Source organism: Sphingobacterium sp. GQ94 (assembly GCF_059758715.1).
Genome location: NZ_JCAXEC010000028.1, coordinates 1 through 18,877, shown reverse-complemented (window position 1 = coordinate 18,877; position 18,877 = coordinate 1). Strand labels below are relative to the sequence as shown.

Sequence of the window (18,877 nt, the reverse complement as noted above, 5' to 3'; positions counted from 1 at the left end):
CTCAGCGTCTTGCAAGGTACATTTAGTTTAAGACTGCTAAACTAACATTTTTTTTATTGCCCCCCAAGAATTCCGATTGATCCGAATGTTGGTTATGGTGTTAAAACGGAAAAAATATACTAAACAAAAAACTCACTTTAAATTATGATTAAAGTGAGTTCTAAGTACGCCAAAAGGGATTCGAACCCCTGACCGTCGGTTTAGAAAACCGATGCTCTATCCAGCTGAGCTATTGGCGCCTCATTTTGTGAAGCAAAAGTAGCTATTTGACTGTTAATACCAAAATATTTTAATGTTTTTTTGATATAACCAGGTTAACTGATTGCCAACCAATAGGATATTTTTGACAAGTACGAGGCTATTAAATTGAGTAGCAGATTCAATTAACTTAAAACTCTTAGGGGCTAAAAGATATTTTTAAAGTTAAGAACTTAAAAATCAGCTCTATTTTACAATAGAGACTGATTTATCACGAATTATTTTCAATTATTGTTTGGAGATAACAAGAGAATTTGTACTTTTGTCGCGGAGAGTTGGCAGAGTGGTCGAATGCGGCAGTCTTGAAAACTGTTGACTGTCACAGGTCCGGGGGTTCGAATCCCTCACTCTCCGCTGAAAGGGTCTTCATCATGAAGCCCTTTTTTTTTGTATATCAGCAATCCATCACATACAAACTTAAGAAAGGTGTTTAATAGGCAATAGTAGTTGATAGAGAGTTAATGCGTCCTATTAAACAAAATCTTTTGCTTTATTAAAAAAGGCAACCACATATGCTGATATGATTATCAAAAAGAGGAAATAAATTTTAATTCACTGGCTTTGAAATTCGAGCTGGAAGCGGCATTGGGAGGGGGAGTAGGATGTTGCTGGATGATGATATTTAAAAATTCAATGGGAAATTGAGTGAAAAACTCTTGGCATGAAGATCATATATTAAGTTTTTTTGATACACAAACATGAAACCTATATAATCTACCTCCGTTTGGTCAATTTTGAAGGTATGATCAAGCAATCATTTTTTGATTATAATTAACTTGGATTCGCACTTCATGCTTCATTGTTAAGTCAATATATTCGTTATCTAATTAAAAACAAGAATTATGAAAATCAAAGAAATTAAACGCCACAATTTGTTTGCTTATAGAAGACTACGCAGGACTATTGGATATCTCGGCATTTTCCTTCCTATAATTTTAGTTCTATTGTCTGTGTTCAGATTTTTTAACACCGATATCCAACCCTCCATAAGCCATTATTACTTTACCAATTTAAGGGAGATCTTTACGGGAACAGTTTGTGCTGTGGGTTTTTTCCTGATTTGCTATAAAGGTAATGGGAATAGGATTATATGGAAAAACGATAATCTTCTTACCAATATTGCGGGGTTTATGGCAATAGGGATAGCCTTTATACCTACCGATCCCGTAAAGGGAGCTTGTATGGACTGCACTCTTATTGCATTTGGTCTGAAAGAATTACATTATGGATTTGCTGCCGTGCTCTTCCTTATTTTCTCCTTGTTATCCATAAACGTATTTACTATTGGTCAACAAGCTAATAAAGATATCCCTGTTAGCGTGCTTAACGAGAACAACATTTATCGTGTCTGTGGCTATTCGATATTGCTTTTCATCGTTTTGATTCCATTTAACCTATTTGATTATTCAACACTTGTTTTTGAAGCATTATCCCTTTGTATGTTCGGCACCTCATGGTTGGTAAAAGGAAGAGCCTTGGGTGACCAAGGCATTATAGGTGAGAAGCTTTATAGGGAATATAATATCTGTAATACCGAGGAAATAGCTGAGGGATAAGTTTTCTATAAGGTTGAGATAAGTTCTATACTCATGGTTCTTCACCGCCTTACACGTTAGCACATTTGTAACTTTATATTTACGGGTATGTTTGACTGAATTAAAGATTTTGAGATTTTTATTTATAGCTTAGTGTTTAAATCAAAAAAATAATCGATATGAAGTGTCCTACTTGCAATGTGAATTTGTTAATGAGTGAAAAGAATGGAATCGAAATAGATTATTGCCCTGAATGTCGTGGTATATGGTTAGATCGAGGTGAGCTTGACAAGATCCTAGAACGGTCAAGTGATCATTACTCAAAAAAAGAGAATTATGGAAACGATCATAATCAATACGGCAATAGAGGCCGTGATAATGATTATAATAAAGGGTCATCTCACAAAAGAAAGTCATTCTTAGGTGACATTTTTGACTTCTAAGGTTTAAGTATCTTATATGATCTATCCGACAGTAATAAACCTAGATTGGGTAGATCATTGTCTATCGGCATAGCTTGCCAGTACTATTAATATCCCACCGTCTTTTCTGATCATATTATTGATGAGAATTTCTTGATTATCCTAATTTTACCAATAGAGACAAACTTTTGTTGGTAACACAATCACTTTTTTATCTTTAAAGGTAGAGCTTAATAGAGATTGAGTTTGTTTCTAATTGAAATGTTCAGAAGGAGAACCTATAATTTGTATCTTTGTTTTTTATAAAATAGAATAGGTTCTATGTCAGTAAAAATTGGAGTAATAGGTAGTGGGAGTTGGGCGACTGCAATGATAAAGATGTTGACGGACAATCAACAGGAAAAGCAAATAAATTGGTGGGTCCGCAAAAAAGAAGATATCGATTATATCCTTCAGTACCACCATAATCCATCATACTTAAGTGCTGTAGAGATTAAGCTACCTAAGGAAAATTTATTTACACAGGCAAAACAGGTTATTTATAATTCTGATATTATTATATTGAATACCCCTGCAGCATATTTAGAAGATGCACTGGAGGACCTGAAACCTTCTGATTTGCGAGGGAAATTAATAGTCTCGGCTATCAAAGGAATTGTACCCTCAGTAAAAATGGTTATAGGAGAATACCTGTTTAAAAAATTTAATTTTCCATTGGAAGATATTGTTGTTGTTGCAGGACCTTGTCATGCTGAAGAGGTCTCGCTGGAAAAGCTGTCCTATTTAACTTTTGCGTCCAAACATACACTAAATGCAAAGCGAGTCGCAGAATATTTTAACACACATTATATCAAGACAATAATATCAAATGATGTTTTGGGTGCAGAATATGGAGCGGTTCTTAAAAATATTTATGCACTAGCTTGTGGTATCTGCCATGGGCTTGGCTATGGGGATAACTTTCAAGCTGTATTGATTTCAAATGCCATTCGAGAAATGGAGTATTTTGTCAATATTATTGATCCGCAAAAACGTGAGATTAATCAATCGGCCTATTTAGGAGACCTTTTAGTTACATCCTATTCTCAATTCAGTCGCAATCGTACCTTTGGGAATATGATTGGCAAAGGTTATAGTGTGAAATCTGCGCAATTGGAGATGAATATGGTGGCCGAGGGTTACTTTGCCTCAGGCTGTATTCAGGATGTTATCTTAAGAAATAAAATGAATATGCCTATCTGCAATACGGTTTACAATATATTGTATAACAATTACCCTGCAACAAGTGCTGTTCGAAGTCTAACAGAAAAACTTACGTAATGATAAGTAAAGAGCAAATTGCCGAAAAATACCGAGAAATTCAGGATGAAATAACAAACGCTTTAGAGAAGCTTGATGGAAAAAGCAAATTTAAAGAAGAGATTTGGGAAAGAGAAGGAGGAGGGGGTGGTCGAACTCGAATTATTGAACATGGTGACATTTTGGAAAAGGGAGGAGTTAATTTTTCAGCTGTTCATGGACAATTGCCTGAACAGATAAAAGAGGCATTCAACGTAGATCAAAATGAGTTTTTTGCTACTGGAGTATCTATTGTTATTCACCCCAATAATCCTTTGGTTCCTATCATTCATATGAACATTCGATATTTTGAGCTGAACGATAAAATCAAATGGTTTGGAGGAGGAATTGATTTGACGCCACATTATGTCAATGATGAAGATGCAAAATATTTTCATACGCAACTCAAAGAAATTTGTGATCAATATAATTTAGCTTTTTACCCAGAATTCAAAGAATGGGCAGATAATTATTTCTATATAAAACATCGAGAGGAAACCAGAGGTATTGGTGGGATCTTCTATGATAAACTCACTCCAGAAAAAGCTGGGATCAGTTTGGAAGAAATTTTTAATTTTTCTTGTTCTCTTGGAAGATTATTTCCGAAACTTTATACGGAATTGGTCGATAGACACCGGAATACTGTTTATAACGATCAACAAAAAAAATGGCAACTATTAAGAAGAGGTCGTTATGTTGAATTTAACCTCGTTTACGATGCAGGAACCAAATTTGGATTAGAAACCAATGGTCGTATTGAATCCATTTTAATGAGTTTGCCGGAACAGGCAAATTGGGCTTATAACTTTCAAGCGGAAAAGGAATCCCAGGAGGAAAAAACACTTTTACTACTAAAAAAGGGAATTAACTGGATTGGTTAATTTTTTCACTTACTATATTTCATGATAAAATTTGAAAAATTCACCCTTGAAAATGGGTTAAGAGTTCTAGTTCATGAGGACTCCTATAGTCCCATGGCCTGTGTTAATATACTCTATGATGTCGGCGCTCGAGATGAAAGTGAAGATAAAACAGGGTTTGCCCACCTTTTTGAACATTTGATGTTTAGTGGGTCCATCAATATTCCCAATTATGATCAGCCTTTGCAAAAAGTGGGTGGCGAAAATAATGCATTCACCTCGAATGACATCACGAACTATTACATTACCCTTCCAGCTAATAATTTAGAAACTGCCTTTTGGTTAGAATCTGATAGAATGAAAGAACTGGCGTTTAGTGAACAGGGTCTAGAGGTGCAGAGAAATGTTGTTATAGAAGAGTTTAAGCAACGATATCTAAATCAACCTTATGGTGATGTATGGTTAAAATTAAGAGACCTTGCATATAAAGTTCACCCGTATAAGTGGGCCACAATTGGAAAAGAAATTAAACACATAGAAGAGGCTAAGATGGATGATGTGAAAGCATTTTTTCGCAGATTTTATACCCCCAATAATGCAATAATGGCCATAACAGGGAATGTGAAGCTAGAACAAGTTAAACAACTAGCTCAAAAATGGTTTTCTGATATTCCTTCAGGAGAGATAAATGTTCGAAATTTACCTGTTGAACCTATTCAAACAGAAGCTAGGGTTCTAGATGTGATCACCGATGTACCCGTGGACAGTATCTATATGGCCTTTCATACGATAGATAGGTTACACGCAGATTATCAAACAGTAGATTTGCTAACTGACATTTTATCCAGAGGTACCTCTTCCAGATTATATAGGAGACTCGTGAAAGAAAAAAATCTGTTTAGTGAAGTTAATGCTTATCTTTTAGGGAGTATCGATAATAATCTGCTAGTTATCGAAGGAAAGCCTCTGGAATCAGTTTGTATGCAGCAGGCAGAAGAAGCCTTGTGGGTAGAGTTAAATGAACTGACTTTAAATGAAGTTAACCATAGTGAGCTTACCAAGGTGAAGAATAAGATTGAGTCCACTTTAGTCTTTTCTGAACTCTCTATATTAGATAAAGCAATGAATCTATCCTTTTATGAATTACTTGGAGATGCAAACGCTTACAATGAAGAAATTGAGAAATACCTTTGTATAACACCACAGGATATTAATAGAGTATCAAAAGATATTTTTAAAATTGAAAATTCTTCTACACTAAAGTATCATGCTAAAAAGAAAGGTGAACATGCTCAATAGAAATCAGGCACCCGATATACATCAGATTGATGATATTATTTTGAAACAGCCGGAGCAGCTAATTTTTGAAAATGGGTTGAAAGTTTTTATTTTTCGCGCTCCAGAACAAGAACTTATCAAAGCGGAATTTGTTTTTAAAAATATTTTTGACACTCCTGAAAACCCCGTTAGAAATACCGCTCTAAGTTCCATGTTGAAGGAAGGAACAGACCAACTTTCGAGTGCCCAAATCGCTGATGAAATAGATGCATATGGAGCATATTTGATTCCCGAATTCAGTTTTGATTATAATGCCCTTACACTTTATACCTTACGCAAACATGTGGATGCGGTGCTGCCGGTCGTTCATCAGGTTCTAACCAATTCAATCATTCCAGATTTTGAACTACAAACCTTTATTCGAAACAACAGCCAAAGCCTACAGATTTCTTTGGAGAAAAATGAATTTATATCTAGACGTTTGTTTTATAAAGAATTGTTTGGGGAATCTCGGTATGGTTTACCTGTTACAGAAAAGCTCTTGGGCAACCTTAATTCAGAGGATCTTTTGAGACTTTATGGTCAACAGATTCAGCCGCAAAATGCAACTTTATTTCTTTCTGGAAATATTACTGATCAGGTGGTGGAATTATTTAAATCCTATTACGGAAATCAGTGGGAGAATGAAAAGGTCCTTAATCAGATTCCTCCTAGTTTTTCAAATAAGCTAAACGCAGAGCTGATTTATTTAGAGAAACCTGCAGCATTACAATCTGCTATTCGGCTTGGTGGATTCGGTATTCAACGAGAACATGCTGATTTTCCCGCTTTGCAATTCGTGAACACTTTATTTGGAGGTTATTTTGGATCCAGATTAATGAGCAATATTCGAGAAGAAAAGGGTTATACCTATAGTATTGGTTCAACGGTTGCTAATTTAAATCATGCTGGTTTTATTTCCATAGCAACAGAAGTCGGTTCTGAACATACCAAAGATACGCTAAACCAAATTCAACTTGAAATGACAAAACTTCATGAGAATTTAGTTCAGCAAAAGGAAATTGATTTGGTGCAAAATTATATGTTAGGCGGAATGCTGGGAAGTTTAGAATCTATTTTCTCACACGTCGATAAATTTAAGTCTGTTTATTTCTCGGGGATATCGTTGGAATATTATACCTATTATACGCAAGTAATTAAAAATATGGACGCTAAAAAAATCCAAGAAATCGGTCAAACCTATTTTAATTATGATAAAATGATCAAGATAGTGGTAGGTAAACTGAATTAATCAAAATTTCGTAAAAAAGCCGATCAATCTCCTCTGAGTTGGTCGGCTTTTTTATGAGTTTGAATTATAGTTAACTAGTCTGTTGTATTAAATCCTGTATCGCGACTGATGCTAATGTGCCTCCGAAAGCAGCGGGTAAATAAGACATTGTTCCGTAGGCAGATTTTTTATAATTACTTCCATCCGTGTACAACAAAGAGCTTTTATTAACAGCTTCCGTTGAAAAGACGACCTTTACGCCTTCTCTAATTCCATGTTTCTTTAATTTTTTTCGAATGTGTAAAGAAAGCTTGCAATTGTATGTTTGAGCAATATCTGAAACACGAAGTTTTGTTGGGTCTAATTTACCACCTGCCCCCATAGAGCTAATAAATGGAACTCCTGATTCTAGCGCATGACGAATAAAGAAAAGTTTTGGCGTGATACTATCGATCGCTTCGATACAATAGTCTGGTTTTATTTCTAGCAAGTTTGGTATGCGATCAGGTAATACAAATTCTTGTATTACATTTAATTCCAATTCTGGATTTATGGAAAGTAAGCGCTCTTTCATGATTTGTGCCTTCGGTTCACCATGGTTAGTTGCTAAGGCGGGTAACTGTCTATTCCGGTTAGTAGGGTCAACGGTATCACCATCGATGATTGTTAACTTTCCAACGCCTGATCTTACAATGAATTCTGCAGCAAAAGAACCAACGCCACCCAAACCCAGAACCATCACATGAGCGTTCGCTAATTTTTCTAATGCCTCTCTGCCAATAAGAGCTTCAGTTCGCGAGAGCCAAGATAAATCCTTCATTAATTATATTATATAGTTAAAAACCTGACTAAAATTTTGCATTATTTGTTCTTGCAGTTGCCCCTGTGAAAGGCCTCTGACGCGGCAAAAATAAGCATAAATATCTGAGATTTGAATATGCTTATCATCGGTTTCTAAGAAAAGTTTGTCCAAGGGAATTCGCTTAATCGTTTCGTCCATACCGGACTTAAGAATACTCGAACCTAAAGAAAGGTAATACCCTTGCCTTAGTAATTGTTGGGCCAATACCCAATTTTTTGCATATCCATGCATGATCACTGGAACTCGTACTTGTTTTTTTAATAAGCAACTAACAACTTCTGAGTACGCACGTACACAATGAATGATAATCGGTTTATCTAATAGGCAAGCTAGTTCAATTTGTTTTTCAAAAGCCATCACTTGTTTGGACCATGGAGCAGATATGTTTTTATCTAATCCACATTCACCAACTGCTATGACACCATCCTTGGCTAAATATATTTCTAAAACCTCTAGTTGTTTCTCAAAGTTTTCATCAATATACCAAGGATGAATTCCAGCACTGGCTGGAAATTGGTTCAAATAATCCTTTGAAACCATGCAATTAGAAATTAGGAGTGCACCAGCTTCTGAAGAACCATGATGGGTATGTATATCAATAAACACGTTTACCTATTTTTAGAATTAAAACTAAAGAATTATATTGATTATGTTAATCAACAATTTCACATTTTTCAAATTCTAAGATCACAATTCCGCTTGTTGTATCAATTTTAAAACGTTTTCGTGTTTGATCATTGTCAAATGCTTTGCTGATTTCTGGAACCTGATGAGAGACTTCCAAAATAACTGGAAGACCTTCATAAGGTATTTCAGACCTTGTATAATGGGTGACATGGTCAAATTGTAATTTCTGTTGAATTCCCTGACTCTGGTTTTCGTCCTCCAAAATCAGCGTAACCACCAAGCTCTGTGTCCTAGAATCTTCTTCAGTTTTTACGATTTCAGCGCCAATTAAAGAGTTTATATCGATTGCCATATTTCTGTTTTTATAAGATGGTATACCTCTTAAACAAAGATCTGGCTATTTCGTTTTTTTAAATTAATTATGGCTAAAGGTAAAAGTAGGAATCGGAAAATCTACTAGAAATTTTCCGAAATGGAATTTCGCATCAACAGGGTGTATAAATGCCTTAGCTCTTTTTACAAAGGGATGTTGTTTATCCAAACTGTTGGAGTTGTTAGTCAAAGGGTTATGTTTTTTGTTGAACATGATTTACCTCCTTTATTTTGTTTACTCTGGTCAGAATCTTTCGATGTATTCATGGGGAATCAACAAAAGCTACCTAAAGATAAACTTTAGCATTGGGAAAGTCAATTAATGATAAGATTTTGTTTTTGAAATTTCAATTTGTGATAGGATTGCATATCTTCGTTTCAAAATCTCGAAATTGTTAAAAATCGCACATCATACAGCCTATATCCATCCTTTACCCATTGGTCACCGGTTCCCGATGGCAAAATATGAACTTATACCTGAACAGCTTTTGTATGAAGGAATTGTGCATATTGATCAGTTTTTTGTGCCAGAATTGGTCGAAAAAGAAATTGTGTATCTAGCTCACGATAAAAAATATGTAGATGACCTTCTGGATTTAAATGTGGATCCAAAAATGATGCGAAGAATAGGTTTTCCTCTTAGCCAATCTCTTGTGGATAGGGAACTGTATTTAATCGATGGTAGTATAAAGGCAAGTCTCATGGCAATTCAATATGGTGTTGCTTTTAATACTGCAGGTGGAACTCATCATGCAGGGAAAGATTTTGGTGAAGGATTTTGTTTATTAAATGATCAGGCCGTCGCTGCTGCATATTTGTATAAAAATCATCTAGTAAAAAAAATATTGATCATTGATTTAGATGTTCATCAAGGAAACGGAACAGCCCATATTTTTCAAGATCATCCTGATATAATTACGTTTTCTATTCATGGGGAAAAAAATTTTCCTTTTCTTAAAGAGAAATCCCACTTTGATATTCCATTGAAGGATGGCATCGATGACGAAGAATACCTGATGATACTCTCAGAGAAATTACCTGAATTATTTAATAAGGTTCAGCCAGAATTTGTATTTTATCAAGCCGGAGTTGATGTGCTTGCCAGCGATAAATTAGGTAAGTTTAACTTAACCCAGCAAGGTTGCAGACTCCGAGATGAAAAAGTTTTTTCCATTTGCAAAGATAACCATGTACCTGTGCAGGTGAGTATGGGAGGAGGTTATTCTCAGCACATCAAGGACATTGTAAATGCTCATGTAAATACTTTTCGAACAGCAATTAAAGTTTTTGAATTTTAAATATTTATTATGTTATTTCATCAAGACGCCATATTTGAACATTTGATCATCCATCACATCGGCAATAAAAGCCAGGATGAATATTTTACCTTATCCGATCAAGAAATTGATGTTAAAAACGATGAGGTACTAGCTGGATTATTAATGCAATATTTCATGAAACCTTTCGCCAAGATTAATGAAGTATATCGGTTTTACCATCCAAACGATACATTGGAGTTAAATGAAGTTTTTTATTTTTCGAGACAATTATTCAATAAAGAAATTTCATTTTTAGATTTTTCAAAATCAATTGCAAGGTATCTTTTTGAGGTGAGTGAGCATCCCAAAATTAAATCTGGTGAACTCTATATTGTCGCTTTGGATAATCTACAAATGGAAGGAGTAAACCACCAAGGGATAGGCATTTTCAAATCCGAAAATAAAGAATCTTACTTGAAAGTCTATCCTCAAGAAAATGGTTTGGGCATCAACTATGAGCAACAAGCGATTAACATCAATAAACTAGATAAAGGTGTTGTGATCATCAACGATGAACAGGAGCAAGGCTACAAGGTCTTGTGTTTAGACCAAACCAATAATTCAGAGGCTGTTTATTGGAAAGACGATTTTTTAAAGTTAAAAACTAGAGATGATAATTTTCAACAGACGGGAAATTTGATGAAAGTGTATAAAAGTTTTGTCAAGGAAAAGATTGATGATGTCTTTGCCATAGATAAGGCTAGTAAAATAGATTTGATGAACCGTTCGATGAACTACTTCAAAACAAAAGAAACCTTTGTGGAAGATGAATTTAATGAAGAGGTTTTAGGTAATCCAGAGGCAATCTCTTTGTTCAAGGATTATAAACAAGATTTTGAAGAGGAATTTCAAGCACCCTTCCAATCTAAATTTGATATTGCTGCACCTGCAGTAAAAAAAATGGCGTCAAGCTATAAATCAGTGCTGAAATTAGATAAGAATTTTCATATTTATGTTCACGGAAAGCGGGAATTCTTAGAAAAAGGCTATGATGAAGACAAAGGGATGAATTATTATAAAGTTTATTTCGAAAATGAAGAATAACTAAATGAAATTACGATCCACTAAGTTTCTTTTGATCACCATGGGAATATTTCTGATGCTGATCTTATTGATTAATATTTTGGTAAGTCATGTTCTTATAGTGGAAAACTATTATAGTCTACGAGTTTACCCTATACTTTCCTTTATTCCAAAAGTACTCTTTGGCTGGATTCCTTTTAGTATAGGAGATATACTATACGCGTTAATCATTTTTATTTTTGCCTACCAGATTTTTAGTATAATAATTCAATTATTCAAGAAAAAATTCCAAGTAGCTTTTATCTGGATTTTAAGACTAGTTTCTACCATACTTTGTTTATATGTTCTGTTTAATATTTCTTGGGCTATAAATTACTATAGGGTTCCTGTCAGTAAACAATTGAATTTGAAAGTAGATACTATCTTACTTGCGGATCATCTTTTTGTGCTTGATCAACATATTTTGCAAGCCAATTCCATAAGGAAAAATTTGGAATTGGAAAAAATGCAAACCTTAACTTTATCTCAAAAGATTGAAGAAATTATGTTCGAGGATAAAGATTTTAACATGTTGTCTAAAACACAGGTCAAAATTAAACAGTCTTTATTCGCCCAAGCTGCCTGTTATTTTGGTGTATCAGGCTATTTTAATCCACTGACTCATGAGGCCCATATTAATCCAGCGATTCCAAAAGCAGCTAATCCTTTTACAATCGCTCATGAACTGACTCATCAAATGGGAATTGGTTTTGAAGATGAATGTAATTTTATTGCATTTGCAAAATTGAAGGATTCAAAGGAGGATTGGTTTAAGTACTCAGCCTATTATCAAAGTGTCCGTTACCTTTTGAATTCCCTGTATTTAGTGGATAAAAACCTTTTTACCCAATACAAAGAAAAACTGTCAATTTTAGTTAAAGGAGACCTTATGGAAGAGCAGAAATTTTGGGAAGGGTATACTGGATGGTTGACCGATATCTCAGGGGTGTTTTACAATCAATACTTGAAACATAATAATCAGGCAGAAGGTATGGCCAGGTATGGAATGGTGAGCCGTTTAATTATTGCTTATGAGAAAAAAAATTAGGCAAACTAAAAGAATGCCTAATTGATAGTTCTTATACCGAAAAGCTTTCCCCACAAGCGCAGGTCCTAGAGGCATTAGGGTTATGAAACTCGAAACCTTTTCCATCTAATCCATCGGAATAATTTAGCTCAGTTCCAGCCAAATAAAGGTAAGATTTAATATCTAAACAGATCTTAATTCCTTTATCTTCACAGAATTGATCTCCTTTTTTTTCTTGGTTGTCAAAGTTCAGTTTATAGGAAAGACCTGAACAACCTCCACTCTCAACAGCTACACGAACAAAATAATGCTCATCGTAGTTTTCTTCTTTCATGATGTTAAGAATGTGTTCTTTTGCTTTATCTGTTATGGTTACCATACTACTGTATCTATCTTATAATATACAAAGTTAAGTAAAGTTCTTTTGAATTCTTTATGGTATTCATCTGACTTCTGTCAAATTAGACCTTCTTTGTACATTTCCCAAATAGGGGATTGATCCCTAATTTGTTTCACGGCCTGTTTGATTTGTGCCACAGCAACATCGATTTGCTCTTTGTCGTTATACTTACTGAAACTAAACCGTAAGCAGCAAAAAGCTTGTTCATCACTCAAGCCCATTGCTTTTAGGACATGTGATGGGTCCCTATCTCCTGAAACGCAGGCTGAACCTGATGAAATTGCAATATCTGGTAGTTTAGTCATCAACTCATTACCTCTTACATACTTGAAATGCACATTACTGGTATTGGGAATTCGAGGAGTATGCTGTGTAACAATTTCTACTTCATCGATTTCTTTTAATATTTTATCTTCAAAATAATTACGTGTTTTTTCGATGTCATTGGCAAAGTCGATCTGTTCAAGGGATGCTCCTAAACCTACAATTTGTGCAACTGGATATGTGCCAGCACGAATTCCGTTTTCTTGGTTTCCACCTTCAATTAGTGCTGGAATCTGGATGGGTTTGCTTTTTCTTCGTATAAATAAGGCGCCAATGCCTTTTGGCCCATGTATTTTGTGCGCACTCATGCATAAAATATCAATTGGGATTTCTAAAAGATCTAGCGGTAGTTTACCAATCCATTGGGTTGCATCGCAAAAAAATAAGGTATTCTTTTTCTGGCACATGGCCGCAATTTCCTTTATGGGGTGGAGAACTCCCGTTTCATTATTGGCAGCCATGATGGAAACTAGAATCGTTTTTTCAGTGATGACCTTATTTAGGGTATTTAAATCAATAGCTCCAAATCGGTCCACAGGAAGATAGGTCATCTCTATACCATGTTTTGTGACACTATTAGCCGTGCTTAACATTGCTTTATGTTCAGTATTGCAGGTAACCATGTGATTCCCTTTGCTCTGATAGGCGCTTGCGATTCCCTTAACAACCATATTAATAGACTCTGTTGCCCCACTTGTGAAAAATACTTCTTTAGGGGTTACATTTAAAAAATCAGCAACCTTTTTTCTTGCCTGATCAACGGCCTGGGCGGATTTACGTCCCAATTTATGCTGTAAGCTAGATGCATTCCCATAGAATTCCCGAAGGAACGGTAGAGTAGCTTGCAATACCTTTTCATCTATCATGGTTGTAGCATTGTTATCAAAATAAAGCGTTCCCATGCCTAAAGTTATTTAAAATATCTACATAATTCCCCTATAGAAAGTATTTTTTTAAATTTGTAATTAAACATATTCACTTATGAATTTCTTAAATCTAGAAAACAGCTTAGAAAAGCTATTCGATGCCATTATTTTAAAGCTACCCAGTATTTTTATTGGGTTCCTCTTGCTTTTTGTAGGTCAATATGTAATTCGATTTACACTTAAATTTATTGATAAACGGTTTGAGAAAAGGAATGTAGACTTATCTATACGTACTTTCATCCGAAGTTTATCGAAAATAATTCTTTATATCTTATTAATTTTAACTGTTGCCAACACAATGGGGATCCAAACCACCTCGTTCATTGCAGCGCTTTCTGCATTTGGTCTTGCTGTAGGTTTGGCTTTGCAGGGTAGCTTATCAAATTTTGCGGGTGGGGTGCTTATTTTGTTGTTTCGCCCATTCGAGGTAGGAGATTATATATCAAGTGATAACGGCTCAACCGGCACTGTGGTAGCAATAGATCTACTTTATTCAACCATCAGTGATGATGACGGAATACGGGTATATAGTCCCAACGGGACTTTAGCAAATTCGGTGATTAAAAATTACACGAAAATAACCTCCAGACGGATGCAGTTTTCTTTGGTTATTTCCTATGATACCAATATTAAGCTAGCCAAAGAAGCAATTCTTAAAATATTACATGCTGATTCGCGTCTTCTACAAAAGCCTCAAGCTGAGGTTGTTGTTGGGGATTTGAAAGAAACAGGAATCACCCTCACGATTAGGGCCTGGGCTAATCGGGATATTTATTGGGCGACTAAGCATGAATTAGCTGAAAATATTAAGATGGTTTTGGCGGATAAAAGTTTTGTATTTCCTACAAATCATATCAAAATTATCCAACAAGACACAGATTCGAACGCATAAGCTGACGAGAACTAATCCATTGAATTCACCAATACATAATATCGGTAAGCTACAATCGCCTGTTGTAGCTTACTGAGTTTGGAAGGATCTTCCTTAGCATATTTTGGTAAAACCTTTTGGTTTATAGTATTCAAAAATTTAAAGAAGCTCTTTTTCATCTTTTTTAGTGAATCAACACATTTAATGCAACTGCCAATAGCGAACCTATGATAGGACCTAACACAGGTACCCAAGCATAAGACAAATCAAAGCCGGCTTTGTTTTTAATGGGCAATAGAGAATGGATAATCCGAGGTCCTAAATCCCTCGCCGGATTGATTGCATATCCTGTTGTCCCACCTAATGATAAACCAATGGCCCAAACTAAAAAAGCAACGGGAATGGCTCCAATTGAACCTAAACCGATTACTGAGTCATCCGAGAGTTTGGCATCCTTGAAGTGAAGAATTGTAAAAATTAATACAAATGTACCTACAATCTCAGAAATTAAATTAACGGGTTGGTTTCTAATGGCTGGTGTGGTGCAAAAGACGGCCTTCTTTGCACCAGGGTCTTCTGTCGCGTTGAAGTGATCTTTATAAATCAACCAAACTATGCTGGCGCCAATCATTGCACCAAGAAGCTGAGCAGCCATATAGATTAATGAAGTTTCCAAGTCCAATTTTCCTAAGGCAAGGTTTGCGATTGTCACCGCCCAATTTAAGTGCGCACCACTATATGGTGCTGCAATATTGACACCAACAAAAACAGCTAAAGCCCAAGCTGTGGTAATGACAATCCAACCACCGTTATTACCATTGGTACCTTTTAATAAAACATTGGCTACTACACCGCCACCTAAAAGGATCATACTGGCAGTGCCTATTAATTCGGCTATAAATGGGGTCATAGGTTTTCTTATATTTAGTTATTGAAATTTTATGAATTATTAGACCAATGTTTTACCGAGTCTACCGCTCTATTCCACTGGGAAAGGTTTTCAGAGAGTTTGGTAGATTTTTTAGCATCTATTCTTTTGTCCTCTACCCACAAGGTTTCCAGTTCCTCTGTATTTTTCCAGAATCCGACAGCTAGTCCAGCCAAAAATGCAGCGCCCATTGCTGTGGTTTCTGTAATTTTGGGTTTTACTACGGTAGTTTTTAATATATCAGCTTGGAATTGAATTAAAAAATTATTTTCAGTAGCACCGCCATCAACCCGCAGTTCTTTAATTTTGGTTTTCGAGTCGGTTTCCATTGCCTTTAAGATGTCGTGAGTTTGGTAGGCGATACTTTCCAGGCAAGCCCTTGCGATATGTGCATCGGTTGTGCCTCTAGATATTCCAAATATACTCCCTCTTGCATTTGAATCCCAATGTGGTGCCCCTAAGCCGGCAAAGGCGGGAACAACATATACACCATTGGTATCCGAAACACTCGTGGCGAGCGCTTCTATATCACTGGAATTTTTGATTATTTTCAATTCATCTCGTAACCACTGGACAACGGCACCACCAATAAAAACGCTGCCTTCTAAGGCGTAAACGACTTCTTTTCCGATTTGCCAAGCGATCGTAGTTACTAGTTTGTTAGTTGATTTTACTGGTTTATTCCCAATATTCATGAGCAGAAAACATCCTGTACCATAAGTGTTTTTTGCCATCCCTTTTTTAATACACATCTGTCCGAACAGAGCCGCTTGCTGATCACCCGCAATTCCTGCAATAGGAATAGACCTGCTCCCTAATTCCATGGAGGTATTACCATAGACTTCTGAGGAAGATTTTACATCAGGAAGTAGAGATTCTGGGATATCAAAAAGTTCTAAAAGCTCTTTATCCCATTTCAATTCATTGATATTATATAACATGGTCCTGGAGGCATTGGTGACATCCGTCACATGTGTTTTTCCATCCGTTAAATTCCATATCAACCAACTATCCACTGTTCCGAAGGCGAGTTCATTTCTTTCGGCTAGTTTTCTAGCACCTTTTACATGATCTAATATCCATTTAATTTTTGTTGCTGAAAAATAGGAATCGATCAATAAGCCTGTTTTTTGTTGAACCATTTCAAGATGGCCGTTTTGGATTAACTCTCCACAATAATCTGCAGTACGTCTATCTTGCCAAACTATGGCGTTATAAATTGGGTTACCCGTTCTTTTGTTCCATACAATTGTTGTCTCCCTTTGATTGGTTATTCCAATTGCTTTAATGGCGTCCAGTTTCAGTTTTGATTTGGCTATGGTTTCTGTTAAAACGGCAAATTGGCTTGACCAAATTTCTTCAGGGTCATGTTCTACCCATCCTGATTTGGGATAGATTTGTTTGAATTCTTTTTGTGATATGTTTACTATTTCTCCCTTTTTATTGAACAGGATAGCACGAGAGCTTGTCGTCCCTTGATCTAATGCAATAATAAATTCTTTCATTTTATATTATTTATAATAGGTTGTATTATAGTGTGTAATAATTGGCTAATTCATTATATTGTTTAATTTCTGATTCCACCCATTGTTCAGATTTGTTTAATTCTTTTGCCATAATTTCAGCAACTTTAGGAGCGGCCTGAATGGAGGCTTTAGCATCTAAAAGTAATAAACGACATCGTCTAGCCAAAAAATCTTCTACTTTTTGAATCATTTCATTATGGCAGGCCCAAACGACTTCGGCCTTAGTGTAGGGGTATCCGTTTACTAAAACCTCCCCCAAAGCTGAATCGTTTTGAATTAGCGCTTGAATCCATTGGTAATCTTTTCCATAATGAGACCAATCATCCTTATTTTTTTCGCTAGTCGATCCATGGATCGAAAGTTCTTTTGTTTTACAGGCTATATTTTGTAAGCCACCCATTTGAATTGCTAAATTAACGGTATCCTCAGCCATTTTACGATAAGTCGTCCACTTTCCGCCCGTGATGGTGATCAGCCCTGACTCACTACGAATTAATTTGTGGTCTCTGGAAATCTCTTTGGTACTCGTTTTGTCCTTATCACTCGGAGCGGCTAAAGGTCTCAATCCTGCATATATACTCAAAATATCTTCTCGTCTAGGTGCTGGATTGAGATACTGCTCCGCAGTGGAGAGAATAAAAGAAATCTCCTCTTCCATTGGAACAGGTTCTATTTGATGGTTGTCGATTGGAATATCTGTAGTGCCCAATAAGACTTTACCGTTCCAAGGTACACCAAAAAGAACTCGTCCATCGCTGGTTTCTGGAATCATCAATGCATCCTGAGAAGCTAAAAACTTTTGATCTATTACAATATGTGATCCTTGACTTGGTCGTACTAGGTTCTTATGATTGGATTTGTCTAATTTTAAGATATCATCAACGAAGATTCCGGTCGCATTCACAATTGCTTTTGCACGAACCTTAAAAGTTTCTTGACTCAGGGTATCTTCTATTAAAAGCCCAGAAATCTTATTGTTTTCATCTTTAAGAATTTCCTTAGCCTGGATATAATTTAATACCGTGGCTCCATTTTCAATCGCTGTTTGAGCAAGATTAATTGCTAATCTAGCGTCATCAAATTGACCGTCGAAATAGAGGATACCACCTTTTAAACCTTCTTGTTTAAGTAATGGTAATTTTTTCAGCACTTCTTTCTTTGATAGCAATACCGATGTTCCAATTCTAAGATGTCCAGCAAGCCAATCATACATTTTGAGACCAATTAGATATTTTAGTTTATCAAAAGTTGAGAAAAGTGGTATCACAAAAGATTGAGAAAAAGAGACATGTGGGGCATTTTTAAAAATTAACCCGCGCTCTTTTAAGGCGCCAATAACGAGTTTGATGTCTCCGTTTGCCAAGTACCGAACGCCACCATGCACTAGTTTGGTACTTTTGCTGGAGGTGCCTTTTGCAAAATCATATTTTTCGATCAAAAGCACTTTGAATCCTCGGCTTGCTGCATCTACTGCAGTTCCAAGACCCGTTGCACCCCCGCCAATAACGACAATATCCCAAAGTATATTTTCTTTGATTTGGTTTATTTGATTAATTCTTTTTGAATCGGTTAGCATTTGATAATATATTTAAATTAAATGTATGAATTTTCAGATGGAATTGACAATCAAAATTTTGATTTGTGATTTTACCTATGATAATCTTTCCTAATT

General features: G+C 35.7%; 19 protein-coding genes and 2 tRNA genes. 11 read left to right on the top strand and 10 right to left on the bottom strand.

The features are described from left to right. Positions 1–165: 165 nt before the first annotated feature. Positions 166–239 (bottom strand) — tRNA-Arg (locus AC6CHH_RS16180). 288 nt (positions 240–527) lie between these two features. On the opposite strand from AC6CHH_RS16180, the gene AC6CHH_RS16175 reads away from it, so the two are divergent. The 7 genes from AC6CHH_RS16175 (at position 528) to AC6CHH_RS16145 (ending at position 6,982) form a co-directional block, all read left to right on the top strand. After that, positions 528–612 (top strand) — tRNA-Ser (locus AC6CHH_RS16175). Positions 613–1,100: 488 nt separating this feature from the next. After that, positions 1,101–1,814: a hypothetical protein gene (locus tag AC6CHH_RS16170; protein WP_498284752.1), complete on the top strand. Its 714-nt coding sequence runs from the start codon at positions 1,101–1,103 to the stop codon at positions 1,812–1,814. A 158-nt stretch (positions 1,815–1,972) separates the two neighbouring features. Next, the gene (locus tag AC6CHH_RS16165) at positions 1,973–2,236 is read left to right on the top strand and encodes a TFIIB-type zinc ribbon-containing protein (RefSeq protein WP_498284751.1); all 264 of its coding nucleotides are present in this window, start codon (positions 1,973–1,975) and stop codon (positions 2,234–2,236) included. 300 nt (positions 2,237–2,536) lie between these two features. Next, positions 2,537–3,535 (top strand): NAD(P)H-dependent glycerol-3-phosphate dehydrogenase, encoded by a 999-nt coding sequence (locus tag AC6CHH_RS16160; protein WP_498284750.1) that lies wholly within the window; start codon positions 2,537–2,539, stop codon positions 3,533–3,535. Beyond that, the gene (hemF, locus tag AC6CHH_RS16155) at positions 3,535–4,434 is read left to right on the top strand and encodes an oxygen-dependent coproporphyrinogen oxidase (protein ID WP_498284749.1); all 900 of its coding nucleotides are present in this window, start codon (positions 3,535–3,537) and stop codon (positions 4,432–4,434) included. Before AC6CHH_RS16160 ends, hemF begins: the two co-directional genes overlap by 1 nt. Positions 4,435–4,455: 21 nt before the next feature. Continuing rightward, the gene (locus tag AC6CHH_RS16150) at positions 4,456–5,712 is read left to right on the top strand and encodes a M16 family metallopeptidase (protein WP_498284748.1); all 1,257 of its coding nucleotides are present in this window, start codon (positions 4,456–4,458) and stop codon (positions 5,710–5,712) included. Beyond that, complete coding sequence (locus AC6CHH_RS16145; RefSeq protein ID WP_498284747.1) at positions 5,681–6,982, top strand: M16 family metallopeptidase; 1,302 nt, start codon at positions 5,681–5,683, stop codon at positions 6,980–6,982. The genes AC6CHH_RS16150 and AC6CHH_RS16145 overlap by 32 nt, the downstream gene beginning before the upstream one ends. Before the next feature lie 70 nt (positions 6,983–7,052). Here AC6CHH_RS16145 and AC6CHH_RS16140 read toward each other — a convergent pair whose 3' ends face one another. From AC6CHH_RS16140 to AC6CHH_RS16130, 3 genes are read right to left on the bottom strand one after another with little or no spacing between them, the layout of a single operon-like run. After that, positions 7,053–7,781, bottom strand: a complete 729-nt coding sequence (locus AC6CHH_RS16140) for a tRNA threonylcarbamoyladenosine dehydratase (RefSeq protein ID WP_498284746.1) — start codon at positions 7,779–7,781, stop codon at positions 7,053–7,055. Between the two features lie 3 nt (positions 7,782–7,784). Then, a complete protein-coding gene (locus AC6CHH_RS16135) occupies positions 7,785–8,429 on the bottom strand; it encodes a TatD family hydrolase (protein ID WP_498284745.1) in 645 nt (214 codons plus the stop codon). A 46-nt stretch (positions 8,430–8,475) separates the two neighbouring features. After that, entirely contained in the window at positions 8,476–8,802 is a 327-nt protein-coding gene (locus AC6CHH_RS16130; protein ID WP_498284744.1) for a hypothetical protein, read from the bottom strand. A 412-nt stretch (positions 8,803–9,214) separates the two neighbouring features. Here AC6CHH_RS16130 and AC6CHH_RS16125 point away from each other — a divergent pair, with 412 nt between their 5' ends. Genes AC6CHH_RS16125 through AC6CHH_RS16115 form a run of 3 tightly spaced genes read left to right on the top strand, consistent with a single transcriptional unit; the run spans position 9,215 to position 12,251 of the window. Next, on the top strand, positions 9,215–10,120 hold the full coding sequence (locus AC6CHH_RS16125; RefSeq protein ID WP_498284742.1) for a histone deacetylase family protein: 906 nt from the start codon (positions 9,215–9,217) through the stop codon (positions 10,118–10,120). 9 nt (positions 10,121–10,129) lie between these two features. Then, positions 10,130–11,185 (top strand): nucleoid-associated protein, encoded by a 1,056-nt coding sequence (locus tag AC6CHH_RS16120; RefSeq protein WP_498284740.1) that lies wholly within the window; start codon positions 10,130–10,132, stop codon positions 11,183–11,185. A 4-nt stretch (positions 11,186–11,189) separates the two neighbouring features. Next, positions 11,190–12,251 carry a DUF3810 domain-containing protein gene (locus AC6CHH_RS16115; RefSeq protein WP_498284738.1) on the top strand — a complete coding sequence of 354 codons (1,062 nt, stop codon included), beginning with the start codon at positions 11,190–11,192 and terminating at the stop codon, positions 12,249–12,251. 31 nt (positions 12,252–12,282) lie between these two features. Here AC6CHH_RS16115 and AC6CHH_RS16110 read toward each other — a convergent pair whose 3' ends face one another. Both AC6CHH_RS16110 and AC6CHH_RS16105 read right to left on the bottom strand, forming a co-directional pair. Next, complete coding sequence (locus AC6CHH_RS16110; RefSeq protein ID WP_498284736.1) at positions 12,283–12,609, bottom strand: HesB/IscA family protein; 327 nt, start codon at positions 12,607–12,609, stop codon at positions 12,283–12,285. Positions 12,610–12,686: 77 nt separating this feature from the next. After that, a complete protein-coding gene (locus AC6CHH_RS16105) occupies positions 12,687–13,856 on the bottom strand; it encodes a cysteine desulfurase family protein (RefSeq protein WP_498284734.1) in 1,170 nt (389 codons plus the stop codon). A 79-nt stretch (positions 13,857–13,935) separates the two neighbouring features. On the opposite strand from AC6CHH_RS16105, the gene AC6CHH_RS16100 reads away from it, so the two are divergent. Continuing rightward, on the top strand, positions 13,936–14,772 hold the full coding sequence (locus AC6CHH_RS16100) for a mechanosensitive ion channel family protein (protein ID WP_498284732.1): 837 nt from the start codon (positions 13,936–13,938) through the stop codon (positions 14,770–14,772). A gap of 11 nt (positions 14,773–14,783) precedes the next feature. Here AC6CHH_RS16100 and AC6CHH_RS16095 read toward each other — a convergent pair whose 3' ends face one another. From AC6CHH_RS16095 to AC6CHH_RS16080, 4 genes are read right to left on the bottom strand one after another with little or no spacing between them, the layout of a single operon-like run. Continuing rightward, positions 14,784–14,930: a hypothetical protein gene (locus tag AC6CHH_RS16095; protein WP_498284730.1), complete on the bottom strand. Its 147-nt coding sequence runs from the start codon at positions 14,928–14,930 to the stop codon at positions 14,784–14,786. 5 nt (positions 14,931–14,935) lie between these two features. Beyond that, the gene (locus AC6CHH_RS16090; protein WP_498284728.1) at positions 14,936–15,661 is read right to left on the bottom strand and encodes an MIP/aquaporin family protein; all 726 of its coding nucleotides are present in this window, start codon (positions 15,659–15,661) and stop codon (positions 14,936–14,938) included. A gap of 29 nt (positions 15,662–15,690) precedes the next feature. Continuing rightward, positions 15,691–17,184, bottom strand: coding sequence for a glycerol kinase GlpK (gene glpK / locus AC6CHH_RS16085; RefSeq protein WP_498284726.1), 1,494 nt, complete (start codon positions 17,182–17,184; stop codon positions 15,691–15,693). Positions 17,185–17,209: 25 nt separating this feature from the next. After that, positions 17,210–18,781: a glycerol-3-phosphate dehydrogenase/oxidase gene (locus AC6CHH_RS16080; RefSeq protein WP_498284724.1), complete on the bottom strand. Its 1,572-nt coding sequence runs from the start codon at positions 18,779–18,781 to the stop codon at positions 17,210–17,212. Positions 18,782–18,877: the final 96 nt, after the last annotated feature.